The organism is Devosia marina (genome assembly GCF_009758415.1).
In the GTDB taxonomy this organism is placed as follows: domain Bacteria; phylum Pseudomonadota; class Alphaproteobacteria; order Rhizobiales; family Devosiaceae; genus Devosia; species Devosia marina.
Genome location: NZ_WQRF01000001.1, coordinates 1,588,721 through 1,615,214, shown reverse-complemented (window position 1 = coordinate 1,615,214; position 26,494 = coordinate 1,588,721). Strand labels below are relative to the sequence as shown.

General features: G+C 60.4%; 27 protein-coding genes, 1 tRNA gene and 2 pseudogenes. 12 read left to right on the top strand and 18 right to left on the bottom strand.

All coding sequences use genetic code 11. The features are described 5' to 3' along the window. Window positions 1-186: 186 nt before the first annotated feature. The 6 genes and pseudogenes from GO014_RS07720 to GO014_RS07695 all read right to left on the bottom strand — a co-directional run bounded on the left by GO014_RS07720 (window position 187) and on the right by GO014_RS07695 (window position 7,177). A complete protein-coding gene (locus tag GO014_RS07720) occupies window positions 187-561 on the bottom strand; it encodes an SLC13 family permease (RefSeq protein ID WP_157289736.1) in 375 nt (124 codons plus the stop codon). A gap of 129 nt (window positions 562-690) precedes the next feature. Further along, on the bottom strand, window positions 691-1,356 hold the full coding sequence (locus GO014_RS07715; RefSeq protein WP_114906292.1) for a carbonic anhydrase family protein: 666 nt from the start codon (window positions 1,354-1,356) through the stop codon (window positions 691-693). Between the two features lie 15 nt (window positions 1,357-1,371). Then, window positions 1,372-3,030, bottom strand: a complete 1,659-nt coding sequence (locus GO014_RS07710) for a SulP family inorganic anion transporter (RefSeq protein ID WP_210252419.1) — start codon at window positions 3,028-3,030, stop codon at window positions 1,372-1,374. Between the two features lie 424 nt (window positions 3,031-3,454). After that, a pseudogene (locus GO014_RS07705) lies at window positions 3,455-4,812 on the bottom strand (IS1380-like element ISPme1 family transposase). Between the two features lie 122 nt (window positions 4,813-4,934). After that, the gene (locus tag GO014_RS07700; protein WP_157289735.1) at window positions 4,935-5,966 is read right to left on the bottom strand and encodes an IS110 family RNA-guided transposase; all 1,032 of its coding nucleotides are present in this window, start codon (window positions 5,964-5,966) and stop codon (window positions 4,935-4,937) included. A 236-nt stretch (window positions 5,967-6,202) separates the two neighbouring features. After that, a complete protein-coding gene (locus GO014_RS07695; RefSeq protein ID WP_157289734.1) occupies window positions 6,203-7,177 on the bottom strand; it encodes a calcium/sodium antiporter in 975 nt (324 codons plus the stop codon). 315 nt (window positions 7,178-7,492) lie between these two features. Between GO014_RS07695 and GO014_RS07690 the strand changes: the two are divergent. Both GO014_RS07690 and GO014_RS07685 read left to right on the top strand, forming a co-directional pair. Further along, window positions 7,493-8,095, top strand: a pseudogene (locus tag GO014_RS07690) (tyrosine-type recombinase/integrase); the annotation flags it as partial. Between the two features lie 3 nt (window positions 8,096-8,098). Next, window positions 8,099-9,301, top strand: coding sequence for an IS91 family transposase (locus GO014_RS07685; RefSeq protein WP_343030828.1), 1,203 nt, complete (start codon window positions 8,099-8,101; stop codon window positions 9,299-9,301). A gap of 426 nt (window positions 9,302-9,727) precedes the next feature. Here GO014_RS07685 and GO014_RS07680 read toward each other — a convergent pair whose 3' ends face one another. The 3 genes from GO014_RS07680 to GO014_RS07670 all read right to left on the bottom strand — a co-directional run bounded on the left by GO014_RS07680 (window position 9,728) and on the right by GO014_RS07670 (window position 12,324). Next, window positions 9,728-10,696: a TerC family protein gene (locus GO014_RS07680; protein WP_157289733.1), complete on the bottom strand. Its 969-nt coding sequence runs from the start codon at window positions 10,694-10,696 to the stop codon at window positions 9,728-9,730. 40 nt (window positions 10,697-10,736) lie between these two features. Next, the gene (locus tag GO014_RS07675; RefSeq protein WP_046110297.1) at window positions 10,737-11,219 is read right to left on the bottom strand and encodes a tellurite resistance TerB family protein; all 483 of its coding nucleotides are present in this window, start codon (window positions 11,217-11,219) and stop codon (window positions 10,737-10,739) included. A gap of 217 nt (window positions 11,220-11,436) precedes the next feature. Next, window positions 11,437-12,324: a LysR family transcriptional regulator gene (locus GO014_RS07670; RefSeq protein WP_046110320.1), complete on the bottom strand. Its 888-nt coding sequence runs from the start codon at window positions 12,322-12,324 to the stop codon at window positions 11,437-11,439. A 101-nt stretch (window positions 12,325-12,425) separates the two neighbouring features. On the opposite strand from GO014_RS07670, the gene GO014_RS07665 reads away from it, so the two are divergent. Then, entirely contained in the window at window positions 12,426-13,373 is a 948-nt protein-coding gene (locus GO014_RS07665; RefSeq protein WP_157289732.1) for a sodium-dependent bicarbonate transport family permease, read from the top strand. A 367-nt stretch (window positions 13,374-13,740) separates the two neighbouring features. On the opposite strand, the gene GO014_RS07660 is transcribed toward GO014_RS07665, so the two are convergent. After that, window positions 13,741-14,172: a hypothetical protein gene (locus tag GO014_RS07660; RefSeq protein WP_157289731.1), complete on the bottom strand. Its 432-nt coding sequence runs from the start codon at window positions 14,170-14,172 to the stop codon at window positions 13,741-13,743. 513 nt (window positions 14,173-14,685) lie between these two features. On the opposite strand from GO014_RS07660, the gene GO014_RS07655 reads away from it, so the two are divergent. Continuing rightward, the gene (locus tag GO014_RS07655; RefSeq protein ID WP_157289730.1) at window positions 14,686-14,898 is read left to right on the top strand and encodes a hypothetical protein; all 213 of its coding nucleotides are present in this window, start codon (window positions 14,686-14,688) and stop codon (window positions 14,896-14,898) included. A gap of 54 nt (window positions 14,899-14,952) precedes the next feature. On the opposite strand, the gene GO014_RS07650 is transcribed toward GO014_RS07655, so the two are convergent. Continuing rightward, window positions 14,953-15,420 (bottom strand): hypothetical protein, encoded by a 468-nt coding sequence (locus tag GO014_RS07650; RefSeq protein ID WP_157289729.1) that lies wholly within the window; start codon window positions 15,418-15,420, stop codon window positions 14,953-14,955. 544 nt (window positions 15,421-15,964) lie between these two features. Here GO014_RS07650 and GO014_RS07645 point away from each other — a divergent pair. From GO014_RS07645 to GO014_RS07610, 8 genes are all read left to right on the top strand, one after another. Then, window positions 15,965-16,471, top strand: coding sequence for a hypothetical protein (locus GO014_RS07645; RefSeq protein ID WP_157289728.1), 507 nt, complete (start codon window positions 15,965-15,967; stop codon window positions 16,469-16,471). Further along, window positions 16,471-16,626, top strand: a complete 156-nt coding sequence (locus tag GO014_RS07640) for a hypothetical protein (protein WP_157289727.1) — start codon at window positions 16,471-16,473, stop codon at window positions 16,624-16,626. Before GO014_RS07645 ends, GO014_RS07640 begins: the two co-directional genes overlap by 1 nt. Further along, the gene (locus GO014_RS07635; protein WP_179952936.1) at window positions 16,608-17,036 is read left to right on the top strand and encodes a helix-turn-helix domain-containing protein; all 429 of its coding nucleotides are present in this window, start codon (window positions 16,608-16,610) and stop codon (window positions 17,034-17,036) included. The genes GO014_RS07640 and GO014_RS07635 overlap by 19 nt, the downstream gene beginning before the upstream one ends. Continuing rightward, window positions 17,017-17,370: a hypothetical protein gene (locus tag GO014_RS07630; protein WP_157289725.1), complete on the top strand. Its 354-nt coding sequence runs from the start codon at window positions 17,017-17,019 to the stop codon at window positions 17,368-17,370. Before GO014_RS07635 ends, GO014_RS07630 begins: the two co-directional genes overlap by 20 nt. Further along, window positions 17,370-17,711, top strand: a complete 342-nt coding sequence (locus GO014_RS07625; protein WP_157289724.1) for a hypothetical protein — start codon at window positions 17,370-17,372, stop codon at window positions 17,709-17,711. The genes GO014_RS07630 and GO014_RS07625 overlap by 1 nt, the downstream gene beginning before the upstream one ends. A 151-nt stretch (window positions 17,712-17,862) precedes the next feature. Continuing rightward, on the top strand, window positions 17,863-18,468 hold the full coding sequence (locus tag GO014_RS07620; protein ID WP_157289723.1) for a hypothetical protein: 606 nt from the start codon (window positions 17,863-17,865) through the stop codon (window positions 18,466-18,468). A gap of 51 nt (window positions 18,469-18,519) precedes the next feature. After that, window positions 18,520-19,494, top strand: a complete 975-nt coding sequence (locus GO014_RS07615) for a metallophosphoesterase family protein (protein WP_157289722.1) — start codon at window positions 18,520-18,522, stop codon at window positions 19,492-19,494. Continuing rightward, a complete protein-coding gene (locus GO014_RS07610) occupies window positions 19,491-20,309 on the top strand; it encodes a metallophosphoesterase (protein WP_157289721.1) in 819 nt (272 codons plus the stop codon). The genes GO014_RS07615 and GO014_RS07610 overlap by 4 nt, the downstream gene beginning before the upstream one ends. 538 nt (window positions 20,310-20,847) lie before the next feature. Here GO014_RS07610 and GO014_RS07605 read toward each other — a convergent pair. From GO014_RS07605 to GO014_RS07575, 7 genes are all read right to left on the bottom strand, one after another. Next, window positions 20,848-20,937 (bottom strand) — tRNA-Ser (locus GO014_RS07605). 507 nt (window positions 20,938-21,444) lie between these two features. Beyond that, the gene (locus GO014_RS07600) at window positions 21,445-22,542 is read right to left on the bottom strand and encodes an SAVED domain-containing protein (protein WP_157289720.1); all 1,098 of its coding nucleotides are present in this window, start codon (window positions 22,540-22,542) and stop codon (window positions 21,445-21,447) included. Continuing rightward, window positions 22,542-23,204, bottom strand: a complete 663-nt coding sequence (locus tag GO014_RS07595) for a hypothetical protein (RefSeq protein ID WP_157289719.1) — start codon at window positions 23,202-23,204, stop codon at window positions 22,542-22,544. The genes GO014_RS07600 and GO014_RS07595 overlap by 1 nt, the downstream gene beginning before the upstream one ends. Then, a complete protein-coding gene (locus GO014_RS07590) occupies window positions 23,201-24,421 on the bottom strand; it encodes a nucleotidyltransferase domain-containing protein (RefSeq protein WP_157289718.1) in 1,221 nt (406 codons plus the stop codon). The genes GO014_RS07595 and GO014_RS07590 overlap by 4 nt, the downstream gene beginning before the upstream one ends. A gap of 155 nt (window positions 24,422-24,576) precedes the next feature. Then, window positions 24,577-25,254 (bottom strand): ImmA/IrrE family metallo-endopeptidase, encoded by a 678-nt coding sequence (locus GO014_RS07585; RefSeq protein WP_343030822.1) that lies wholly within the window; start codon window positions 25,252-25,254, stop codon window positions 24,577-24,579. Window positions 25,255-25,264: 10 nt separating this feature from the next. After that, window positions 25,265-25,567, bottom strand: coding sequence for a helix-turn-helix domain-containing protein (locus GO014_RS07580; protein ID WP_246204405.1), 303 nt, complete (start codon window positions 25,565-25,567; stop codon window positions 25,265-25,267). A gap of 2 nt (window positions 25,568-25,569) precedes the next feature. Continuing rightward, the gene (locus tag GO014_RS07575) at window positions 25,570-26,457 is read right to left on the bottom strand and encodes a hypothetical protein (protein WP_157289716.1); all 888 of its coding nucleotides are present in this window, start codon (window positions 26,455-26,457) and stop codon (window positions 25,570-25,572) included. Between the last annotated feature and the right edge of the window lie 37 nt (window positions 26,458-26,494).

The window sequence follows — 26,494 nt, the reverse complement described above, 5'->3', positions numbered from 1 at the left end:
CAATCCCGTGCGCCGCTCGATCTCCCGGATCGGCATCCCCTCACGGAAATGCCAGCGCCGGATTACGCTCAATAACGCCATGTCGATCACTCCTGGATCCCCCGACCAACAGCCAGGGGACGATCAAAACATGGGTCAATTCTCAGTGAAAACTTCTGCCCCTAGAGGGTCAGATCTCGGTGACATTCAACACACCACCGGAGTATTGTTCACCAGGGCCGAAGCGAAGAAGGTGCCGCCGAATATCTCGCCGATGGACAGCCGCGGATATCGCTTCGTCCGGCGCGAAGCGGCGCTGGCGACCGCTTCCACCACGCCGGTACGCACCAGCGCTCCGGACAAAATGAACATCGCCGCGATGGTAATGGGAGCCGGATTGGCGAAGACCTGTTCCATGTCTTCACGTGGCAGATACCCCAACACCAGCATAATAGCAGCTGAGGCGACGGAGACGATGACCGGCGGAAATTTCTCAAGTGCAAAGAGCGTAATCAGACCCACGAGCAGGCCAAGCCCGATCCATGCAGAATGTGCAGTCAAAAAGTCGGAAATCAGTTCCATCCATCCCCTCGGTACTTCGTCGGCAAAGGCTTGAGTAAAAATATCAGCCTTTTGCGGACGACGTAGATAAGGTGGTGTGGGACTACAGGCAACGCGGTCCGACGGGGGAACCCTTCTGGCGCATGGCGATCAACGCCATGAAACTGAACCGGTTTCCATGTCGTAGACCGCCCCTACAATGGCGATGTCGCCATCGCTTTCCATAGCTTTGAGCGCTTCACTGCTCATTCGGATGTTTTCGACAGTCAGATCGACATTATGCTCGACTACAGATTGAACGAGCGAGGCATTGTCGCTGCTACGATCTGCGACCGACGCGTCACCAAGAGCGCGCTCCACGGCCGGCTCGATCTTTTCGAAAAGCCTGGGCAGATGACCGAGCTCGACCTTGTCAATGGCGCCTTTGACCGCACCACACAGACCGTGCCCCAGAACCAGCACCAGTTTCGCACCTGCCGCCTTGCAGGCAAATTCCATGCTGGCGATTATATCGATGTTCGCGATGTTGCCGGCCACCCGGGCGACGAAAATGTCTCCTATGCCGCAATCAAAAACATCTTCGACGGGGATGCGGGAGTCAAGACAGGACAAGATGACTGCCTTGGGAAACTGGCCGCCAGCCGCCTTGCGCACTTGCTCGGTGTGATCGCGAAGCGTCACCTCACCGGCCACGAAACGTCTGTTGCCTGCCTTGAGGCGCTCGAAAACCTCATGTGGAGTGAGGCTGTCCTGCTGGGCTTTGGTTAGAACCTCGGCATCGAGTTCTGGTAATTCGCTGAGTTTAAACTGCGACATGAGCACTTCCTCTCTTTAGATTTTCAAGCGCGCGGCGCGCCCCACGGAAGCCAGCTTGCTAGCGCGGGCGAGTGCCTCCCGTCGGGACAAATCCCGGTGCTCCGCGTCGACGTGAATATCGGCTTCCATCTTCGCTAGCAGTTCGGTCAGGTCCGGCGATGCACCGGCAAAAAATACTTCGATACCTTGTGCAGCGGATTCGGAGACGATTGTCTGGATGGCCTGGACGGCTGAACGGTCGGCGAAGAACTTCCGGCTGAAGTCGAGCACGATAGCGCGCACCTCGCGCTTCGAGCGCCGCCTGACTATATGCACCAAGTCGGCAGCCGCACCGAACGAAAGCGGTCCTGCGAAGTCGAAGAGGAGTATGCGCCCGTTTGCGTCCTTCAAAATCGCCTGCTCTTCCGCGTCCAGCGCAGCGAGCTTGCCGCTCTCAAAATTCGCGATCTGCGCATCGGCTAGCCGTTTTACGAAGCCGAGCGCGGACAGCACAACACCAACACCCACTGCGGTGATCAGGTCGACGAAGACTGTCAGGCCGACAACCAGGACCATGACAGACAGGTCCCAGCGCGGACCGCGCAGCGCATTACGCAGATAGTCGAGATCGATGATATTCAGCCCAATCCGCACAAGCAGACCCGCCAAGACCGCGAGTGGGATCTGCGCGGCAAGAGGTGCCAACAGGAAAACGACGGCAAGCAGGAAGAGCGCATGGACCATGCCTGACAGGCGAGTCGCGCCACCGCTTCGGATGTTAACCACCGTCGGCGTAGTGGTCCCCGACCCCGGCATGGCGCCGAACAAGCCGCACACTGCGTTGCCGATACCTTGCCCGACAAGCTCCTTGTTCGACTGATGGCGTGTCTGGGTCATACGATCCGCAATCAGCGATGTTACCAGGGTATCGATTGATCCTAATGCGGCGAGCACGAGGGCCGACTGCACGATGAAAATGGCATCGCTCATGTCGAGCGAGGGAAGAACCAGATCGGGGAAGCCCGTCGGAATTTCGTCCAGCCTCGGTAAAGCGCCTGACACCAAGAGCGATGCAACTGTTCCGACGAGCAATGCGGCGAGCGCGGCCGGGAAGAATTTTGACAGTGATTTTGGCCAGAATGTCGCCACTGCAAATGTCAGCACGCCCAGTCCAAGGGCGTAGGCATTGATCTGCTCAACCGCCGAAGGCAGAGCGGTCAGTGTCGCCAGCGTGCCGCCGCGAGGGGCTTCCTGTCCGATCAATGGAATGAGCTGCAACACGATGACGATCAGCCCGATGCCGCTCATGAAACCCGCGACGACGGAATAGGGTACCAGATTGATGTATTTGCCAAGGCGCAAAAAGCCGAAAACCGTTTGCAGTATACCAGCCAGGATCACGACGCTGGCGACAACCGCAGGTTGGTCAGGACGAGCAGCGACGAGGCCGGCAATCACGATTAGGATCGGACCTGTTGGACCGGAAATCAAAGTGGGCGTGCCGCCAATCGCTGCGGCCAGGAACCCCAGGATGATCGCGCCCCACACACCAGCAATCGGACCCAGGCCGGACGCTTCGCCGAAGGCGAGCGCCAACGGCAGTGCGACAACTCCGGCGGTAATGCCTCCAAGAATGTCACCGCGAAGTTTTGTCTGCGACATCATACGATCAAAACGCCGATCGACGACTCGCAAAATTGATCCTGGTGAGGTTGTGCAGGCGCCAGCCAACTTCCATATTTGGCGAAAGGGCTACCCGACGTATGAAGATGGACGAAGATCCTGTGAAACATCGCTTGCCCGCTCCAGTCGCGCAAAGCCGGCGCGCTTACGATTTGCTTGCACGAAGAAAAACCCTGCAATCTGCGAAAAGTTCCCGGGGCATTGAGGGCTATCAACCGACATTCCCCAAGTGGCCTGCCGCTTGACTTCAAGATCGCCTGATTTTGCTCGCTGGGCAAGCGTTTTTCGCCCCGAGCGGTGTCTGTCGTCGCGCAAACGGCCGAAGTCGGGTGGATCAAGCCTCGAACCCGCAGCATTCTGGCCCGGCAGAGCCGCTTTTCCGCGCGGCAGACGGACCTGTCCTGCCGCTTTCGTTCAGCTTGGGCATGGATCGTGGTCATGCGCATGACGGAGGCGTTCGAAGACGGCGGATGGCGGCAAGGACGGCCCGCACCATCGGGCCGGTGACGGCGACCTCGGCCAACTGGAAGGTAATGGCGCGGGCGTGGCGGACGACGCGGGCGCCGATCTTGATCAGCTTGAGTTGCAGGCTGGTCAACGACCAGTCCGCCATGGCCTCGGGCAGTTCGATGCAGCGCAGGAAGGTTGCCAGGTTGTAGGCCAGCGCGTGCAGTTGCAGCCGCACCTCGTTGTGCCGGAACTTCCGGCATGACAGCCGCGTCCAGCGAAAGGCATATTTGCCTTCCTTGATGTGCTGCTCTGCGGTGCCGCGCTGGTTGTAGAACCTCACCACCCAGTCTGGCTCCATCGGCAGGTTGGTGACGATGAAGCCGACTTTGGGGAACAGCTCGCCCGGATGCCATTCGATCTTGGCGATGACGCGGCGCGGCTTGTCCCAGGACGCCGCCTGATACTCGAAGTCCTCGAAGAACCGTTTGACCTTGGTCAGCGAAGGCCGTCCCACGGGCCGTGTCAGCCGTCTTGCGCGATCTTCTCGCGCAAGACGGCGTTGGCGGGCAGACGGATGGCGTAGAAGAACCTGGCTTCTTCCAGCCGCATATAGATCGCGGGGATCGCGTAGGCAGCGTCGGCCCGGAAGAAGCGTCCACCAAGGTCGCGGCCAGCATATCGGGCAATGACGGGATCAAGGACATCCCGCCAGCCATCGGCGCTGTGGACATTGCCGTTACGCAGGGCGCAGCGCTCCAGCATGCCAAACTGGTTGAACAAGAAGATGGGGTGATAGCAGGTGCAGTCGAAATGCCCGTTCCAGGCAGCACCTTCCTGATCGCCGTGGGTGGGGCTGACCGAGCTGTCCATGTCCAGCACGATGTATTTCAACCCGTTGCGGTCATGAAACCGGTCGATCCATTGGCCGTTCAGATCGGCCAGCGCCGCCCGGTTCGCGGCCAGAGCCAGCGTCTCGGTCTCGAACCGTCCAATCTGCGATGCCGAAGCAGCTTGCGCCTCGACGGCCCTGCCGCCAACGACCTGACGCATCACGGGATCGAGGGCCAAGCGGTCGGCATCGTTCACATCCTCGTATCCGGCCAGTCGTCCGAACACCGATTGCCGGAACAATCCGTCAAGCCGATGGAGCGTGTTCTTCCCGGTGCGGCTGTCTCGCAGCGCCTCCGACGCCAGATTGGACAGGCCGAGCACGTCATCAAGCTCGCGCATCACCAGCAGGCCACCGTCTGAACTGATCTGCGCACCACGGAACTCCAGACGCACACGGCGGTCGAAATCAACCCGATCTCCCCGCGCCAAGCCCGCACCCTCCAGGTGATCCATGAAACGCGCCCCTCGCAGCCGTCAACGCCATGATTTATATGCGAAATATCACGATTACGACAGCGAAATCAGCGACTTACTTGGAGAATGTGGGGTAAAGGCGCTGTAGCAGGCAAATGGGGTCATGCGGGTACCGGCTTTGCTTGGTGCGGATTGAAAAGCTCGCCTGTCTGGAGCATCGCGTGCATTATCACAGCGAGCTTGCGCGCCAAGGCCACGGCCGCTCGCTTGAAACCGAGCCGCTCTTTGAGCGCCAAGGCCCAGGCTCGCAGACTACTGGTGTCCCTCGATCGGTTCATTATCACCGCGGCGGACTCATATAACAGGCCGCGCAAGCGACTGTCTCCGCGACGCGAGATATGGCCATCATGATCAACCTCGCCAGACTGATAGCGTCTGGGGGTCAGCCCCACCCACGCGCCCACCGAACGCGAGTTCTTGAAGTTCGCCGGATCTTCCACGGCAGCGGCAAAAGCAGTGGCTGTGACGGTGCCGACACCCGGCACCGTCATGAGCAGACGGCAGCGTTGGTCCTCGCGAGCCATCGCGACCAGTTGCTTGCTCATCTCTGCTGATTGTTGACGGATATCGCTCCAGGCTTGAAGCATTGGCATGATGATACGCGCCAGCCTGTTGTTATCCTGCAGCAGCTCACGGACGTTGCGCTCGAACACGCCGCCGGCGCCCTTTGGCACGGTGAGGCCAAAGGTCTTCATCATTCCGCGGATCTGGTTGGAGATCTGCAGCCGCATTGTGAGCAGCTGGTTACGCGCGGTGATCAGTGTGCGGATCAGCATACTGTCAAATCCTTTGACCCGGACCTCTCGGTAAAATCCGACTTCGGCCAGATGTGCCAGGCCGTCGGCATCGTTCGCGTCGGTCTTGTTCACAGCCATGTCGAGGGCGGCTTTGGCATGTCGGGCGTCAATGCAGATTGCCGGCAGGCCCTCTGCCGTCAGCGCATGGTAGAGCCATACCGAGAGCGGCCCCGTCTCGAACACCACCCGCTGGGCCTGCGGCGAACGTTTACGGATCACTGCCGCGAGCAGTTGCGGGTCGGACGCGCACTTGCCCCGCCAAATCCTCTTGCCGTCCTGCCGGATCGATATTGCCGTCTCTTTCATGGACACGTCGAGACCAATATACTGCTTCATGGCTGTCCTCCGCTCGATGCTTGGGCCCGGTTGCAATCGTGAGCCCGTTCTTCATCCTATCGGGGGACAGCCAGTCGACAAATTGCCAAACACGACCACGATATCGTCAGTGACCACCGCTCCCGCGATTACATCATGTTCGTGCATGGGGTCGATTCGGGCCGACACTTGTTAGTCTCTCACATAGGCAAGCACATCAGGAAAACACTGTCGCTCGAACCGTATTCATCGCAATCCTAAGGCCATAGCCACCACACATACCCAATATAACCTATCACAAGGACGCCGCCCTCCCAACGCGCCAGGCGTCGCCCAGTATAGGCGAACAACAAGACCAGCGCCGACACCGCGACCATCACAACATTATCGAAACTGGCAATCTGCTCCGGCACCTGAGATGGCGCAATTATTGCCGTCACACCGCCGATACCCAAAATATTGTAGATGTTGGACCCGATGATGTTGCCAAACGCGACATCAGCCTCGCGCCGGACGGCGGCGACAAGGGACGTCACCAATTCTGGCATCGACGTGCCTACTGCCACTATGGTGAGGCCAATCACGGTCTCGGAAATGCCTGCCGACCGAGCAAGGTCCACAGCGCCATTGACGAGAAAGTATCCCCCAAGGACGACTATCGCCAAACCTGTCAGTGACGTTGCAAGCGGTAGAAGGACAGAGCTGCCGGGAGATTTCTGCGGAACAAGTGCAGTATCTGCATTCTGGGCTGCGAGGCTCTTGTCATAGACGGCACCATGAGCGGGTGTTGCTGCCGCTTCCTGACGAATTGCGATGTAGATGTATGCTCCCAAAGCGGCCACGAACATGAGGCCAACCAGTCGCCCCAGTGGAAACAGCGGCGAAAGAAGTGCGAATACAATGGCCACCGCCACCATCAGCACGGCGTCTCGGCGCAGCGCTGACGATTGCACCACAATCGGGGTGAGCATAGCCGATGCACCCAGGATCAGCAGCAGGTTGGCGATGCTGGAGCCCACAATATTGCCGAAGGCGATCCCAGGAGAACCGTTTACCGCCGCCTGCACCGAGGTGACCAGTTCGGGCGTCGAGGTGCCGAAGCCGACCAGCGTCAGCCCTATGATCAACGGGGATACCCCTAACTGGCTCGCGACCCGCACGGCGCCTCGCACCAGAAGCTCGCCGCCAACCAGAAGTAGGGCCAACCCCCCGATGATCATAAGCCAAGTCATACCTAACAAACCTCCCAATCAAACTCGCTAACAGCGCAAGTCAGCAGAGGTTGCGAGGTTCCCGCATTCCCCTGGCGGACGCCTGAACCCGGTGCCGCATTGGCCCGTTCGGTCGGCTCTTAGGCGCGTCGGCTCCACGGAAGGACGGCACCGAAGAAAGGAACAATAGCAGATCGTGACCTCGTTAGAAAACGAAAGTTAATGGCACCTTAGAGCATCCCACCATGGTATTTTACGGCAGCTTCCAGGGCGGTTTGTCAGACCAGTCAGCGACTAGTTTGGGGTCGGCACCTGCCGCTCTGAGCTTGCCACACCCGTTATCAGCGCCAGCTGCCTGACGTGCTCAGCATCGAGGAAGCGGCCCGATTGCTCGAGGCGACACCAGGCATCAAGTACAAGGCCGCGCTTGGGGTTGCCTATGGCGCAGGCCTGCGCGTCTCTGAGGTCGCCCACCTCAAGGTCGACGATATCGACAGCGCCCGCATGTTGATCCGGATCGAACAGGGCAAGGGCCGCAAGGACCGCAATGCCATGCTCTCGTCCCAGCTGCTGGAGCTTCTGCGACTGTGGTGGCGCGAAGGCAAGCAGCGGGGCGTGATGCTGCCCCATGGCTGGCTGTTTCCGGGGCGTTCGCGCACCGATCCGATCTCGTCACGGCAATTGCATCGCGCGGTGCAGGAGGCGGCCGAGGTTGCCGGCATCCGCAAGAAGGTCAGCCCGCACACCTTGCGACACAGCTTTGCCACGCACCTTTTGGAGCAGGATGTCGATATCCGGGTCATCCAGGTGCTGCTCGGGCACTCCAAGCTTGAGACAACTGCGCTCTACACCAAGGTCTCGACCCGCACGATCCAGGCGGTTGCCAGTCCCCTCGACCGGCTGATGGCCCTGATGGAGGACAAGCCTCCGCCCGCCTGAGCGGTGCGCGCCACCATTGAGGTCGCCGATATCTTCCGCTCTGCCGGCCCCGCCTATCGCGCGGCCCATGCCGGGCATCTGAGCCTGGGCCAACTCAAGGTGATGTCGGCGATCGAGACCTGTCGCACTGCTGCTCTGGGCGGTCACGTCGAAGCCTGTTCTGACTGCGGGCATCAGCGGATCGCCTACAACTCCTGCCGCAACCGGCACTGTCCACGGTGCCAGGGCGCGGCAGCACGCACATGGCTCGAAGCCCAGGAGGCCAATCTCCTGCCGGTCGGCTACTTCCATGTCGTCTTCACGCTGCCCGCCCAGATCGGCGACATCGCCTTCCACAACAAGGCGCTGATCTACGATCTGCTGTTCAAGGCGGCGTCCGAGACCATGCTGACCATTGCCGCCGACCCAAAACATCTGGGCGCCCGCATCGGCATTACCGCCGTGCTCCATACCTGGGGCTCGGCCATGACCCATCATCCGCACATCCACATGATCGTGCCTGGTGGCGGCCTTACACAGGATGGGCGGTGGATCTCATCGCGTCCGGCCTTCCTGCTGCCCGTGCGTGTGCTCGGCGCGCTGTTTCGCCGGCTGTTCATCGCCCGGCTACTCGAACTGCATGATGCCGGAAAGCTCGCCTTCTTCGGCAGGATGGCTGGGCTCGGCGACCGACGCGCTTTCCAGCGTCACCTAGCGCCGGTCCGCAAGAAGCGCTGGGTGGTCTATGCCAAAGCGCCCTTTGCCGGGCCAGAGGCAGTGCTGGCCTATCTCTCCCGCTATACCCACCGGGTCGCCATCTCGAACAGCCGTCTGCTCGGGTTCGACGGGGCCGAGGTAACCTTCCGCTACAAGGACTATCGCCGCTCAGGCGCCGATCGGCAGCAGGTCATGACTCTGACCACCCACGAGTTCATCCGCCGCTTTCTGCTCCACGTCCTGCCACGCGGGTTCCACCGTATCCGGCACTACGGCCTGCTCGCCGGCTCCGCCTGCAAGGACTGCCTCGCTCTGGCTCGCAGTCTGCTCGAAGTCGCGCCGGCGCCGGACGACGCCGCGGTAACTCAGGAGCCCGCCGACCCGCGGCCACCATGCCCGTGTTGTGGCGGCACCATGGTGATCATCGAGACCTTCACCCGGGGCTGCAGGCCGCGCGCGCCGCCAGCAGCGCGACAGCCATACCGGGAGACCATCCATGACCCGGCATGACCTGCTTGTTCACACGGCCGCGCTACGCCACCGGCCGATGGGATGGTTCGCGCCCAGCACCGCAGTGATCCCCGTAATGCCCGGAGATCTCGTCAATATCGCCGCTGCCGACGCTCAAATACAGCCCGGACAACGTCCACTTGGCGGGCACGCTATGCCATATGTCTCAACTCTGGGCACCCGCACGACCACACCAAATCGGAAAACCCCATAGCCCAGCGCATACGGACCGCGGGTTCGTGCATGGGTGGCTTTGCGACGCCAAGCGGCATCTCAAACCCTTCACCATTTCAGACAATGGCGTAGTCGTTCCGATTTCCTGAAAGCGGTCGTCCAGTCCGGTCTCGCCAATTCCAAAAAAAGGTCCTGGTCAGTCGATGCTCGCACAGAAAGTGAGAGGAGGCACGATGCCTCCCCCCGATCGCACTAATTTGGCTTGGCAGTGCGCCACAACGAGTATCCGATACCGCTTGCGAGGATCACGAAGGTGATGCCCAGCGACCATTCCGCAGGGAATTTCTCCCATCCCAACAGGTCGGCGACAAAAATCTTAGAGCCGATGAAGACCAGCAAAAAGGCCAGTGCCTGCTTGAGATAGGCAAAACGGTGCAGGATCGCGGCCAGGGCAAAATAGAGCGCCCGCAACCCCAGGATGGCAAAGATGTTGGACGTATAGACGATGTAGGGGTCCGTGGTGATGGCAAAGATCGCCGGCACCGAATCCACAGCGAAGATGACGTCTGCGATCTCGATCATGACGAGCGCCAGGAACAGCGGCGTCATGTAGCGAACCAGGCGCCCTGTCTTGGGATCAGCTTGCCGCACGAAAAACTTGTCGCCGTGCAATTGTTCGGTGACGCGGAAGCGCCGCTTCATGAAGACGAGAACCGGGTTCTTGCTCAGATCGGTCTCGCCGTGTCCAGGCATCAGCATCCGGATACCGGTGAAGATCAGGAAGGCGGCGAAGATGTAGAGAATCCAGCCATATTCGGACACCAAAGTGGCACCCAAACCGATCATGATCGCTCGCAGCACGATGACGCCCAATATGCCCCAGAACAGCACGCGATGCTGCAAATGGCGGGGAATGGCGAGATAGCCGAAGATCATCGCAATGACGAAGACATTGTCCATGGCCAGGCTTTTCTCGACCACGAAACCGGTGAGGTATTCGACACCTGACTGGGCGCCCAGTTGCCACCAGACCAAGCCGCCAAAGGCAAGGCCGAGCGCTATATAGAAGCCCGAGAGCAACAGGCTCTCGCGCACCTCGATCTCGTGCCCATCCCGATGCAATACGCCAAGGTCAAAGGCCAGAAGGGCAATCACAAGCCCAAGGAAGCCCAGCCACATCCAAAGCGGCTGGCCCAGGAAAAGTCCGGTCAGAAGGTCCATCAGCGCGCCTCCCAGACGAGAGGGCCAAGCTTGCAGCGGCTCATAGTGAGCCTCCCGCGAGGCCTAGGGCCCGCTCGACACGGTGCAGCGCGCCCAGTTCGACGGGATGTACCATGCCATCTGCTGTGATCACCTGGTGGCAGATCCGCAGGAGAGACTGGCGTTCTTCGCCACTGAGTTTACTTGCCGACAGGCTGGCCAGTGCTCGCTGGTCCGCGGATTGGGGATCGTAACCATACGCGCGGCTATGCTCGGCCAGTTCCTGTGCGAGTTCGGCGACGGAGAAACCCGCCATGGCCGGGCTGGTGGTAAAAGCTTCCACCAGCGTGCGCCGCTCTGCCAGTTCGAGCCGGCCATCGGCGTGGGCGATTACGGCGACAGCGGCGACGAGAGCCTGAAAGAACTCCTCAGTCGTCGCCCGGCCCGCATCATGATGCATCTCCCGTGCATTTGCATCCTGACGCGCCCGGAGCCGGGCGCCGCGCAGGAAAGGATCCTTGTCGGTATTTTTGTCTTTGCTCATGCAAAACTCCTCTCAAAGTGCCGCTCGGCGGAGCTGAGGGAGTGCGCATGGAGACCTTGGACGACGATCGGGCACCACACGCAGGTGCCCGCGGGCCCTGCCGAGGTGATCCGACATCGCGGGGCGGTCGATGCCGCCGACGCCAGAGGGGCCCGGTCACGACAATTGAGATTGGTGCGGCCCGCTGAAGTAGCAAGAGGGCGACACAGATTTTTTGTCAGGCAGGCCAGTGCGACGCGGCAGCGATCAGTTCCTCGGCCACCGGGCTCTGGAACTGCCGCTGGAACGTAAGGGCATAGAAGGTCTCTTCGATACCGGGCAGGCGGACCACTTCGTGCAGGCTGCCCGCATCGAGTTCGTCGCGCACGACAATTGCGGGCAGTGGAGCAAGGCCGATGGCCTCCCGAGCCATCAGTCGCAACATGGCCATGTCGTCCACTTCGGCCACCACTGAGGGTACGATATCGAGGCGGGCACAAAGCGCATCGAACTCGGTCCGGATGACGCTGGCGCCGGTCGGCAGGATTACCCCGTGGGTCCTGAGCGCCTCGGCAGGGGTTGTCGCTGCGCAGGCAAGCGCGGGGGAACCGAAGAGACTGATCGGCTGGCGCGCAAGGCGATGGGCCACCAGGCCATCCGCATAGCCCGTACCGGGCGCAGCATTACAGAGGACAACGTCGAGGTCGAGCCGGCGCAGCATACCTGTCAATTCCACCACACTGCCTGATGTCAGCACGACCTCGAGGTCAGGACGACCGAGACAGGGTCGCAGGAAATCGATCTGGAAATTGCGCGACAATGTCGCAAGGGCACCCACCCTTAGCACCTGACGGCGCCCGGACCCGACCCGGAGCGTCGTAAGCAGGTCCTCGCCCATGTCGAATATCGCCTGGGCATGGTCGCGTGCGATCTGCCCCGCTTCGGTCAGCACCAGGCGCCGCCCCACCCGCTCGAACAGCGGATGACCCAGCCGCGCCTCAAGCGCCTGAATTTGCGTAGACAGCGCGGACTGCGACACGGCCAGGTTGCGCGCTGCCCGAGTCAGGTTGCCTTCGTTGGCCACGGCCAGGAAATAACGCAGATGATGGAAGTTCAGCGAGGACATCATTCGATTTTAGAGAATGCTACCATTCAATCAATGAATTTTATCGAACGAATTCTCTTCGATAGAGCGACTTCAATCGAAATCTCCCGCGAAGTTCCCCCATGCAAAGTTTGTTGTCCCCCGCCATCCTGTTCTTCGCTCTCGGGCTGCTCGCGGCTCTGGCCCGCAGTAATCTGCAAATCCCTGAAGCGATTGGCAAAGCGCTGGCGATATACCTCATGGCCGCCATCGGCCTCAAAGGCGGGGTACAAGTGTCACAGAATGGCCTTACGCCGGAGCTCTTCCTGGCCGGTTTCGCGGGTCTCGCACTGAGCCTCCTGCTTCCCTTTCCGGCATATTGGTCCGTCCGGCGGCTGGGCGGTCTTGACAGGATGAATGCCGGGGCTGTCGCAGCGCATTACGGGTCAGTGTCGGTGGTCACCTTCGTCACCGGCGTTGCGGCGCTGGAGGCGGCAGGAATTGAGGTTGCCGGCTTTATGGTTGCCGTGCTGGCTCTCATGGAGGCGCCGGCAATCCTCGTCGGCCTGTGGCTTGCCCGGCGCGCCTCCAGCACAAAGGCGCATGGACTGGGCCACCATCTCTCCCACACGCTGCGGGATGGTTCGATCCTGCTGCTGGTAGGCGGGTTCATCATTGGCCTGGTTGCGGGGCGGACGGGTTTCGAGCCGGTTCGGCCAGTCTTCGAGGGAGCGTTTGGTGGTATTCTCTGCCTGTTCCTGCTCGACATGGGCCTTGTGGCGGGGCGGCATCTGACCGGCAACGGCAGCGTCTCGCCAAGGCTCGTCGCCCTGGCAATTGCGCTCGCCATCACCAATGGCATGGTCGGCCTTCTGATCGGCATGAGCATCGGGCTCGATGCCGGCTCTGCCGCTGCGCTGGCCACCCTTGCCGGCAGCGCGAGTTACATAGCCGCGCCTGCTGCCATCAGGATGGCGCTGCCCGAGGTCGATCCCGGCATGCCGCTCACCATGTCCCTTGCAGTCACCTTCCCCTTTAATGTTGTCGTCGCCATTCCTGTGCTGACCGCGGTCGCTGGACTTCTGTCATAAACGGAGCATCGAACGGATTTCTGAGTGTCCGCTTCAGGGAGCGCTTTTTGCGGCGCTGAATGACTGAATTGGGGCGCCTTACCGATCGTCCGCTCCCAACCAAAAGTCGCGGCCGGCCATCCACCCGTTATTGCCGCCCGACCGCTGGAATTGAAGTTGGCAGGGCTACAGTTCAATCTTCTTGTACAGGCCGTGACCTAGCCAGAGGCACTACGCGATAAGTGAAGGTTAGCGCGTAGTCAGTAGCTGATCCGAGATTTCAACAGGCCGAAGCAGGCCGTCCCGCAACTCTGGACGCCGACCGCGCGTGATGGCGTACGAAGGGGTAACGGGGGTGTCATCGAATGGTGGCCGTGATGGCGAATGCCTATCTGTCGACGCGAGGCGCCCTGTCGTTGACGAATTTGAGCATCGTCGACACTGGCGTGATCCAGCGGCCCGACTTAGGAGGTCGCAGCCGCTCTGGATCGCCCGGACTTAGGCTGGGCATGTGATGCGGATCGTCGTGCTCCGCTCGACGCGCTGTCCGCGCTGCAACGGCGGCTGCGGCGACGACAGGGTCAAATCCATCCCTCTCCAGAACGAAGCGCGCCATTGCCGCCAGCGCCAAGGGTGATATGGCAATGTTGACACCATCTCTTGCGACGTAGAACGACACTGCTTCTGCCAGCGCTGCATCGATGTCCCGCGCCTCCGGCGCTCCGGCAGCCTTCCTCCTCTCACGCCATGCGCGGCTGCGCGTAGCAGCTTTTCGGCGCTGTTCGGCATTTCGCTCGGCTCTACTGCGGGGCTCGCTCATGCTCAATGCACATCACGGCGTGACGCAAGCCACAAGCCCCTCGATCCCAGCCGCGCCCCAAATCAATCGAGAGGCTTCGGCCCGGCGACAAGCGCTCGTTTCGATTCCATGCCACCATCAACGAACTTAGGAAGATGATTGGTGCTCCAGCAGTGACGTCAGCGATCCTCCTCCAGCGACATCTCGAGCACGTGACGTCTTCAGGGCTTGTGGCATGTCGATCACGCTGGAGCCGCGGCGAGCCTCGACCACCTCGGCGCAGTTCGGCAAGATCCGGGACGTGCTGGTCGCAGTCCTTCTGCCCGACATCGATCCTGCGTGGAAGGCCAAGCCACTTAGACAGAACCGAAAGCGCGGCCGTCCGCGCAAGCAGGCCGTCGCCGACACCGGGAATGTCGTTGCCCTCCGGACGCGCAAGGCGACATTCTCTAAAATGCCGCCGACCGGATCCGTGGAAAGCCAGGATATTGATGCTAGTGATGGCCCCATTGAATTTTGGAACGGAGTGCGCGCATGCATATCACAGACGGAGAACTCGGTCTCGCAATGGGCGTCGGCGCCGCAATCCGGAACATCGAGCGCAATGCTAGCAACATCATCGCTCAGCGCGATCGCCAACTCGCCGCCGCGCAGCGCAAGATCGCTGCCCTCGAAGCCGAGCTAAATGGCCTGCGCCGTGACCGCGCTTCGTCCAATCTCGCGCTGCTGCAGTCGCTCAAGCGCTGATCGAGATCGTCAACACGAAATGATTATGGGGCCACCTAGGCCCCATTTTTTGTTTCACGCCGCTGCCCGCCGCATCTCTTGCCGCTCCTGTGGCGCCATGCGCTGCCTCTCGTGCGCTTTCCGATACTCAGCCACAGCCGCCGGATCGCGATTGAGCAGCCCCGGGATCATCCGTTTGCCCCTCATGTGCGCCCGAAGGTCATTGTCGCTGGCGGCCACGATCAGCGACTGCATGCGCTTCGACATCGTGCCGAGCCATACGACATCGTCCTTCGAAAGCAGTGCCATCGCGGCCGGAGGCGGAACATCGCCGACATAGAGGTGTCCGGCAGCGGTCCGGATCGCATTGAGATGCTCCTCATCACTACGGTCGATGATTGGAGCTGGCTCGGCCTCATAAACCTGAGCCGGCACGGCCATCAGGCGCATGATCCATTCGCCAGCCACGCGCACACGCTGCAGGACATAGCGCGGGACCGCTCTCATGAATGAGGCCACAGCCCGCATGATCGACTTCAACATCTCTGATCTCCCCGGCCGGAAGTGGCCATTGGCGCGAATCTGCCGCCGCGTTATGCAAGGAACCAGTCCTAACATCGTAGAATTATTTTGCGTCAGGCTGTTTCTGGCGACGATGAATAGCGACTTCAATCCATGCCGCGAATTAATGAATTCCGGCCCCATCGATTTTCAATCCTTGGCCATGTAGGCCGCAGCAAATATGGCAAGAATGATTATTCCAGACATCCGGAATGATCTCCCGCAGAACGTTGATGTCGCTACATTCCTTATGCCGTAGTGCCTGTAGCGAACGTAGAGCGATCACCCATGGCATCTCACCGCCTGCCACAATTTGATGGAAAAGTGTTATCGGGCCGCATTTCGGATTTCGAAGGATTTCAAGGCCTTTCGCTGTGTTTCTCAAATCGTTAAATTCGTTTCGTCAACAACAGAATTGAAAATATGTTCCGACGTACACAAGTTTCTTCAATGTCCTCCGACCGCGCTCTCGAGACCACGCATCGGACTTTTGAAGCGCTCTAACAGCTCACGAGGAGCACCACACATGACTAAGAATTCAGAATCCGCTTCAGCGGCAACTGCGAAGCCTTGTCAAAAGGAAGGGATGATCTGGCAGCAGGGAGCCCAGTACTGCACCATCGCTTCGACACCTCGCGGCGACATCTTCGTCCATTCTTTTGACAAGAGCGTTACTCGCGATGCCGCACAGGCAGCCTGCGCCTTCTTCGAGAACGAGAAGGCTGGGAACGATCACTACGAGCTCGTGGAAGCCTACGATCTACTTGGCGCCACGTACTCGTCCTACGCCCGCGCGTTGCGAACTGGCGACGATGAAGTTGCCGATCGCCTGGCATTGACGCTGACGGAGCTGGGGGTCCAGATCGAGCGGCTAGCGATGCCTGCCTTCAAGCCCGTGGACTGGAGCCAGCTTAACGATAGCGACGTGCAGAGTGTCGACAAGGCCCACCGGGCCGGCTTGATCTCTCCTGAGGCTCGCGCCGAACTCATCTTCGCTGCACGCGATAGCAAGGGCGCAGGACGCCGGCGTTGATGATCGCGCCCACACCCAAACCGCCCGGAGGGATCGGCAGGCCTGCCGGTCCCGACACGCCCGAGGGGCGGCACCTGATGCAGCGGGTTCTCGCTGCGCTGCTCGTCGACGAAGCCCTCGATGATCTCGAGCGTGAATGGAAGAAGCGGAAATGATCGCTCGCATGTCGACATCAAACCTCGATCGCATGCTCGCAGACGGCAAATCCGTCGCCAAGTGCGCGGAGGCCACGGGCGTCTCGGCGCAGACCATCTATCGCCTGATCAAGTCCCGTGGCCTGCAGCTGCCGCGCAAGAAGGCCTACCAGCACCTGCCGCATGGCCGGGATCTCGCCCGGGAAGTGAAGGCCGGCGCTACGATCAAGCAGCTCGCGGAGAAGTACGAAGTCGTTGAGTTGACGATCCGGAACAGGATCAAGCGCGCCGGCTACGCATTCGCGAAATCGCGGGTGAAGCCGAAGCTCGTGCGCCGCGACGACCTCAATTTCCACGACTTCGCCCGGCTGTCCGTGCGGCGCACATACCGATCCCGAGGGGAGACCGCTGATGTCCGATCACGCGACTGAATTCGCACGTCTCGATGCCGAGGACCGCGCCAACCCCATGCTGCGCCACGCCGGCGATGTGCCGCCACCCGTGCAGCGCCTGAAGGCGCGGCGTGGCAGCCATTACCTCGACGACCGCTTCGTCGGATTGATGCGGGACGCGATCGACGCCGGAGGGCCTGTCGTAATCGAAGTCGAACGGTCGTGGGTTGAGGCCCGAAAGCTCGGGCACTGGATCGAGCGGGAATACGACATTGACGACTACGAAATGATCATCGTCGACGACGAGATCATCGAGCGCCCCCGGCGTGACGAGCCCGTTATAGAGCTTGGTCCGGACGAGGAGCCATTCTGATGACCCACATCGCCATCGCCTCGCTCCAGCGCGCTCTCGAAATCACGGGCCACATCGCCGACCTGGGAACCGACGTCCGCGATCTGCAGCACGACATCAGGACGGCCCTCGACAGCCTTCGGCAACAGCAGCCGCTGCTTCACGATCTCGACGTCCACCGCAAGCTCATGAAAACGATCGGGCGCTTCGACAGCATGAGTGCAGCGGCGGCGGCATGGGGCGTGCCACGGCAGACGCTCTTCGCTGTCGTGAATGGCGACCGTCCGGCACCGCCGAAGGTATTGGCGGCGCTGGGACTGGAAAAGGTGCCGTCCGGAAGGCGGTTGTATCGGGAGATTTGAGATGGGACGACTCTTCATGGGGGCCTGCTGGTGCCGCGATTGCGGATACGTCGCCGAGCGCCGGGATCGCCAAATCGGATATTGGCACCAGTTTCCAGTTCTTCGCCTTCCGGCAATGCGGTGTCCGCGATGCGACACGCGGATGGATGCCGTGAGACATGACGACATTCGCACGGAGAGGACGATCATTCGTTCCCTCTTGCATTTCATGGGCATCTCGGCAGAAGCGTTTTACAGCGGCTGGCTGAATGTCACGTGGAATCTAGAGGTCAGTCAGGCCGCTGGGGCCGAAGTTCGTTGTGAGCTCAATGCACGTGGCTACTGTCCGCTGGCGTTCCTCTCCTTGAAGCGAAATTGGTTCGACAGAGTGCACGGCCTCAGGCTGGACAAGCTGCCGAGGATGCGTGTCGGCGGCGACGATCTGTGGTTCGATCCAGTGTTCATTCTCGACGCGGATCAGCGTTACCTCGCCGACGACAATGAGACCTGGCACTGCGCTGCCACGTGGACGACGGGCGGCCGTACAATCAAAAAGGGGCACCTTGCATGGACGTATCCAGTCGCTGGTTCATTCGAGGTCGAAATGTGGGCCGTCAGTGCGAGAGAAGATCTCGCAATCAAGCGCTGTCAGAAGCGCGTCGAGGAACTACGGCAGCACCAGCAGCGGCAGCGTGAAACCGAGTTGGAGGAGCAGCTCGAGGAAGAGCGCATCGCCATCGCCCAGGATGCCGATCTCATTGCGTCGATTGTCATCTAGTCCCTTGCTACGGGATCCGGCATACCCTGATCTTCACGGGGAAACACAACAATGAGCCAAACTTTTTTCACGGCCGACACCCATTTCGGCCACGCCAAGATCGTCAGCATGTGCGAGCGGCCTTTCGACGTCGATCAGCACGACGAAGCGCTGATCCGCAACTGGAACGAGCGCGTTCGCGACGATGACATCGTCTATCATTTGGGCGATTTCGCATATCGCACGTCGCCGCAGCGCGTTCGCTGGATCTTCGATCAGTTGAACGGCATCAAGCATTTGATCGCAGGCAATCATGACCACTTGCACGGCGCCAAGATCCATCCCACGCAGCGATTGCCGTGGGAATCGATCTCGGAGCAGAAAGAGATTGTGCTCGACGGCCAAGCCATCGTCTTGAACCATTATTCTCTGCGCGTGTGGAGGAACATGCGCCGCGGAGCGCTGCAGTTGTATGGGCACTCGCATGCGCGGCTGCCGGGATCGCGCCAGAGCATCGATGTGGGTGTCGACAACTTCAACTACAGGCCTGTCACGCTCGACGAGATCCGCGCGCGCCTGGCGCTGTCGCCACCGCTCGAATTCAGGGATGCCGACGACGAAATCGCGCAGCTCGTGCCCAACGTTGGCATCAATACGATGTTCGTCAGCCGAGACATCGACGGTGGCTTCATCTTGCAGCCGCAGCACGTCGACGAGCCCAAGCCCGTGGCCATCCAGTACGGAGGCCAAGTGCCCGTGCGCGTCTCTGGCCGCAATCTCGTCGTCCGTCCGGAGCACGTCGCCGGCTTCGAGCATACGATCGCGGAGATGCGTCGATTCCAGCAGCCCAACGCCGTCCGCGTCTCGATGCTGGACGGCAAGCTCCAGATCGTCGGCTGCCGCCTCGGCGACGGCGAATACCCGCGGATGGACGGCGATGCTCTGATCGTGCCGGCGAGGTGGGACCACGACAGCTATGCGATCGACGACCAGCATGTGGAAGCGCTGCGCGAGATGCTGTCGCCGAGCACGGGGATGAAGCCATGAAGATCTGGACCTTCAGCGATCTGCACATGCCCAACGGTTACCTCGATGCTGATCGCTACTTCCCGGAGATCCCTGATGCCGACGTCTGCATCGTCGTCGGAGACCTGATCGAGGGCGATCCCGAGGAAGGCGTGGCATGGCTCGACTTCTATATCGGCCAGCACATGCCTGTGGCTTACATCTTGGGCAACCACGAATTCTACAGCTTCGAGCGCAGCATGGAGCGCAATCGGCAGCTTGCCGGGCGCGCCGCGGCGAGGACGAACAACCGCGTCCACGTCCTGGACGACATGGCCTTGACCATCGATGGCGTCCGGATACTGGGCAGCACGCTCTGGTACGATCTCGAGGTCTTCGGCCGCGATCCTGAGACGATGGCATATGCGTCCCGCGGCGCCGCGCAGCTCAATGACTCTCGCTTCCGGCATCGCGACGGATCGACCGATCGATGGACGCCATCGCTTGCCCGGCAGCAGCACATCGTGTCGAAGCGCTGGCTCGAAGCCGAGCTGGCGGCGAGCGACATGCCGACCGTCGTCGTCTCGCATCACGCCCCGCACCCCGGATCGATCGCAACGAGGTTCGCGAAGGACTGGAGCACGGCCGGCTTCGCATCGGATCTCACTCGGACGATCGAGCAGTACAAGCCTGAGCTCTGGCTGCACGGGCATATGCACGACAGCTTCGACTACACTGTCGGCGAGACACGGATCATATGCAATCCGCACGGCGTAGGCCGCGAGAACGAGCGCGATTTCGACCCCGGAATGGTCATCGAGATCGGCGGCTATGAGCCGAAACCACCAACGTTTTGACGGCCGCGAAAACCAACAGGGAATGTGAAGCGTGGGTGGCTGCGCTTTACTTATCGCCGACGAGGGGTGTTTCCCAAATCAGACCGAAACACCGTTAAGCTATTGCAACAGCTAGCGGAAAGGTGTTTCCCAATCAGCGCTCCGCATACGGCTCCGATCGCCATAGCTGGATTTGCCTGATGCCAGCCGGCCTCCGCATGATCGTGCGTCCGACATCGTCCGGCTCCGGGAACCTCGAACGCACGCTGACCCAGTCCGCTTTGCCACATTTGCTGCACGCCGGGCGCCACTCGTGCGCGAGCATCTCCCCGTCGTAGACCTGCGCCAGATCGCTGGCATAGAAGTGCAGCGTGCGCCGGCAGAGCGCGCATCGCACGCGCACGATCCGGCCGTCCGCTGCCCAGTCTTTGAGCCGAGCCCACTTTCGGCGATCTGATGGCGGGTTGTGTCCCACGGCGATTCCACTTCGCCGGCAGGATAGAACAAAACGAGAACGGATTGAAGGGACGGAAAAGCAAAAGGGCCGCCGAAGCGACCCTATACATGGGATGGAATCGAACCACCGACCGACCCTTAACCCGCTAACCAAACGAGCCGTTGGGAGACTCTACCACTGAGCTACCATGTCCTCGGCCGGTTATGCCGAGGGCTTTTGCGCGGGATGGCTTCGAACCCATCATCACCAGCTTCAGAGGCCAGTGCTCTACCATTGAGCTACCACGCTGCCGGGCTTCCACCGGCCCCCCCGTGTCATACGGGTCGCTTCCTCGTCGGCGGGTCTATCCGACAGCTTACTCCCGCCTAGATTCAGTCTTCGCTAAAACCGCCTCGGCGTCCCTGTCGGGCGTGTCTTGGCGGTGAAAGCTATAAGATAAGCTGGTCAGACGAAAGCTGCAACAAGTCTTTGAAAATAAACAACTTCACACCGAACTTCACACCTCAGTGGTGATCTTCAGGTGTGAAGTTCCTGCAGATTGTGGGGGAATGTCGGCTCTCAAAATTGGCGAGTCGGTCAAAGCCCCACGATTGCTGAGGTTGCAAAACAACAGCGAGTCGGCTTTTTCAGAATTTGCGAGTCGATTTTAGGTGCTTTTACAAAAAGCGCGAGTCGACGTTAGGGCGGCTAAAGGGTCCCCTAGACTCCGGTTGGCTGAGATCTGCGGATTTCAGCGGCTTCTGTCCCTGGCTGCGGCAAAACGAGTCCCCAGGCGAACGGTGGGTCTCCATCGCGCTCAAACTGGTAAACAGTGCAGTGCGGGATATTGCGCCGATCCCATTTCCGGCCGATCTGGAAGACAAGGCTGTTGGCCGCTGCAAGGACCAGATGGACTGTTTTCACGCCTCGTCCTTCGAGCGTCGTTGCGACTTCGAGGACGTGCATCGCCAACGCGCCCTGCTTCGCTGAAGACCAATGGCTCTCCTTGGTCTGGCCCCTAAGATCCATGCGGACGACTGGGATACCCGGGAACGAGCGCTCCAGATTATCGTCGAGAATCGGGTATGAGCAGGATATCGCTAGCACCACGGCATCCCCCCAATTCTCTTGTGAGGGGAACGAGGTGCGGAATCTGCTATTGTCGTCGTCCTCGTCGAGGGGGCGCCAGCGGTCTGCTGCGCGATCCCAATCATAGGGCCGCACGATTCCTTCATCGTCCAACAGCACGCCGATGAAGAAGGTGAACGGTACAGGCGTGAGACCACCATATACGATCGAAATATCGTCACGGCCTTTGAGGTCGCGACGACGCCTCAGATCGCCCGGCAGTCGCGATATCTCATTGGCAGCACCTTGGGCATCGATGACATGCCCATCGCGCATAAACCGCCGTAGATCGAGCACTATCTCCTCGACGTGTCCCTTCACGGCTTTCTTGACCGCAGTTGCTAACGAAACGCCGTTCTCATCCCGCAGCCCACGGGATTCGATCACGATAGTCGTCCGCTTCGATTCTCGCCGATGAGCGATCACTTGGTCGACAATCGCCCAAATGATGCCAACGGCAAACAGCATCGCAGCAAGGGCCAGGCACCAGGCACCGAGGTTGTTAGCTCCAATATCATTCGAAGAGAAGGAGAAGCTGTTGTTTCCGCTTTGCAAGTTGATCGTGAACTGCAGCCCAACTGAAGCGACGGCGATGAGCACAGCAGACTTCAACAGAACGCGCGGAATGGTCGGGATGCGCGTCCAGTAGTCGACGAACTTCATGAACGCATACTTCAGCAATTCGACCATCAGTGAGGACTCTCGATACGTTGCAGCATTCGTTTGGCCATTGCGGGCAGGATGGCGGTCCTGAGGTTTGCCAGTTCGATCTTATGACAGGCCCGGATACGTCGCCCATTGCCGCAAGGACATGGCCAATGACCCCGGGGCCACCCCGGTCGAGCAAAAACCCTGAGATGCTCGACCACCTTCTTCTTGTCGGCGTCAATGCCGAGTACCGAGGCGTAGGCGACGACTATGCCGTCTAGCCCGTGGGGCAGCTCACCAAAAGGCCATTCGCCATGGAGCCGATAGTGGGTCTGGCTGAGAAAATAATCTCGAAAGGGTCCTGCGAAGAAGGCAGACACCGAATGGTCGGTCTCTTCCACCAACCACTGCTCCCATACGCCGAGGCAGCAAGTGTTATTCGGGTTGAGGTGACGACCCTGCGGTATAGCACCACCGGTTTCGTACACCAGCGGCTCGACACTGGGATATGCAGGGTCAAACAAGACGCGCACAGCGAAGGTCGCCATAGGTCCCTCAGGGGCCGGCGCCGAGCCTTCATCGTTTAGAAAATAGTCGCCGACGACCATCACCTGGTCGCCGACAACAGATACGCTCAAGGCGGGCTGATCGAATGCCAGTACCTGCTCGATCTTCTGTCGGAGCCCGTCCAACGCAGTGCTCATTCGGCCTGCCATGGTGCGGCCGGCTGCCGATTGGTGCGCGCCGCCTCGGCGGCTGCTGCCACCCTGTCGCCCTGGCTTGGGCGATGCACGGCCGGTGCAGCTACAGTCTCTGGTCCGAGCGCTGCTGAGACGGCCCGCTGACCGAAAGACTCCTCCAACTGCTTTGGCAGCTTGAGAAACGATGAGCCCTTCAAATACAGAGCGAAGTCCCGGCGGGCAGCCTCAAGCCACCTGTAGAAATTCGCTCGCTTCGCCGGTGTCTCCTCCCACTTGTCCGCGAAGTTCTCGGCAGGGTTGACCGGATTTGCGACCCAAGCGACTCCACTACGGTTCTGGATATAGCCGTCCATCCCCCGAAGGACGACCTCGAGAGCATCCGAGATGGAACTTTGGCCATTGTAGGAATGGGCCGCCAGCGTCGTGATGATGATGGAGATAGGCTTATCGTCCAGATCATCCCGGAACATGAAGTCCCGGTGCCGCTTCAGGAGTTGAATCACCTTTTGAAGCGGCGTCTTGAGCTTGGCGTCTGGCACCTGATCCACGCTTGCGGTGACCAACTGGCGCTCCAGCAGCAACCCGGTATGGGCCGCGCGAACAGCCATGCGCTGCCTGAACCAAGCCGCATAGCCGGTAGGGTTGCTCTGATACCAGTCAGGATGGATGTCACGATAACGGGGATGAAGCTTGTCAGTGATGGCAAGTGCATGACCCGTCAGATCTTGCGACCGTGCCAGTTCGCCGTAACCGGCCTCGTTCAACCGACGGCGATATCCTTCAGCGTCGGGAATAGCCGGCAAGATGTCCATGTGGAAGAGGGCGGACTCGGCATAGTTCAGCCGCCAGCACCGGCGATGGTCATCAGGCTTCTCCATGCCGTGCTTTTTGGCGTAGCTGAGGACTTCTCCCCCGACCAGCCTCTTCAGTTCGGCCTGCGAGACGCTGTTGCGGCTCGCAGTAAGGCGGCACACCAGATCAAGGTCATAGACCTCGGTGTCGTCCCAAGGCCGATTGACCAAGCCCAACAGGAACGACCCCTGCGGGGAGATCAATGGATCGAGATGCTTGATCGTCGACCCGTCCCGATCAAGGTGCCGTCCCAATGTTTTGTAGCGCTCGACTGCGTCGTCGTACTTGGACTGGCCGATATCGATAGCCTCGGCCAAGCCGTTAAGAACGTCGTCGTGGGTGGCAGGTGGTTTGGCGTGGTAATTCATGTCGGTCTCGCTCTTGAATGGTGCCCTAGTCCGCAAGGCGCGAGATCGATCTTCAGAAATCGCGTTATCTGCTAATCAGCGTAGTATCCTGGGTGCGGCAAACTGTCAACACAGATCGTTAACCATTTTCTAAGTTCAAGTAGCGGAACAGAATTTTAGCCCAAAAGCCCAAGGACGGATAGTCTCACTCGGGCCGCATCGTGGGATACAAGGAAGCGATCCATCGCATCGGCGACAAGATTCGCGCCCTTTTCCGTTCCATATCTAGGCGCGCCGGTGATGCCGTCGCCGTGTTCCTTGGCCAGATCGATAATCGCGCGCCTCGGCATGAGCAACGCACCCGAGAAATAGCAGGCCTGCCACTCCATCCAGTCGGTCATGGGCGCGTCGACCATGGTATCACGCTTGCAGATGAGACGCTCTTCGGCGACCACGGCGAACAGGTCGCCCATGGCAAGCTTCTCCTGATACAGTGGGTCGTGCAGGGCGACATGCCCCAACTCGTGCGCAAGGGTGGTGCGGAAACGGTTGGAACGTCGATCGTCGGAGGTCAGACGCTCGGCTATGGCGACATCGGGTTTGCGCTGCGCGGCGAAAAGGGTGACGCCTTCGACCTCGGGACCATCCTCGCTCAGGTCTGCGTAGACGTCGAGATCGCCAACATGGCGCTCGATCATCACCGTCAGATCATCGGTATCGATCGCCACATCGGGCTTGCGGCCAATTTCTCTGCGAAAATCGGCCAGGAGCTTCTCGCACTCGGCGTCCAGCTCCTCAGCCTTGTAGAACGGGCGCTTGTGAAACCGGCCTTTGTCGTCGGGACACCAGCGCACGATAGGAGCCTCAGGACTTCCGGAAGGCTTTGAAGCGTTCCACCACCGCCTCTGGTGTCATCGCCTGGGACCTGATGTCCGCTGGCAGAACCCCAGCCAGGAAGTAGAGGTAGTCCTTGTCCGCCTTGAGGACCTTTGCGATCTGCTCGACCATGTGGTCGGAAGTCGGTTGGCGCCGGTCCTTCTCGATGTCGTTCAGGTACTGGGGGGAAATGGGTTGCCCGTCCTCTTCGCGCAGGATCATGCCGGCCAGGTCCTTTTGGCTGATCCCCAACTCCTTGCGCTTCTTGGAGACGAAAGTCCCGAATGTCATTGTCATCGCATTACTCGATACGCTGATCTGCGGATCGGCATCTTAAGCTTTGGCTTCCTGAATGTCGACAACAATTCTTCTTTTGGACCCGCCATCTGCAAGAGTGGTTCCACCCTGTCCCTCGGGTAGATTAGTCCGCACTTTACCGGGAAGTCGAACGTCGGCTCGATGTCATGCGCTTCCATCCACTTCCGCACGTTGGCAGTGAGCGCCCATTCCTTTGCCGCGCCATAGCCATGAAGGTCATGGATCGCGGGCACGCCCTGGGTGATGGGCGAGGACGAGCGCTTGCTCGCGACCGCCTTCTTGAGCCGCTCAACGCATTGGCTCGGACTGGTGCCGGGTCGCAGGCAGGCGACGATCTCGTCGAATTCCAACCCCGCAACGATGTCATTGGGGATGGTCTTGAGAGTGCGCCCGAACATGCGCCTGATGACGGCGCCAATGACCTCGCCATTGGGCGGGGGCAGCCGAACGATCAGGTCGGCTGCGGTGCGCATGGACGACGGCAACAATCTCTCCGGATCATGGCCGATGCCAAGAACGCGGCCTCCCATCGCCAGCGCGTCCATGGTCCTGAGCGACGAAGTGTCATCAGCGATCTGGCTGGGCCGCAAAGGCTTGACCCGTGCTTGGACGAAATCCCATGACCACGGCTTGAGCAGATGCATGAGCGGCAGGGTCCAATCGGGGCTTGGCGTCACTACGATAGCGCAGAAGTTCTCGGTGTCATGGAGCCGCTTGACGCCGTCCATGCCGATCGTGTGCTGGAGCAATGCCAGCGGCAGCAGGTGCTGGGGCGACGTGTCCTTGCGCTCGTTAGTGAGCCGGCCCTCGATGACGAGCTCGGTCTCGTCCAGCCCATCGAGCCAGTCGGGTGTATCGGTCATGATGTGTCTCTTCGCCGACGCAGGGACGTGCGTAGCC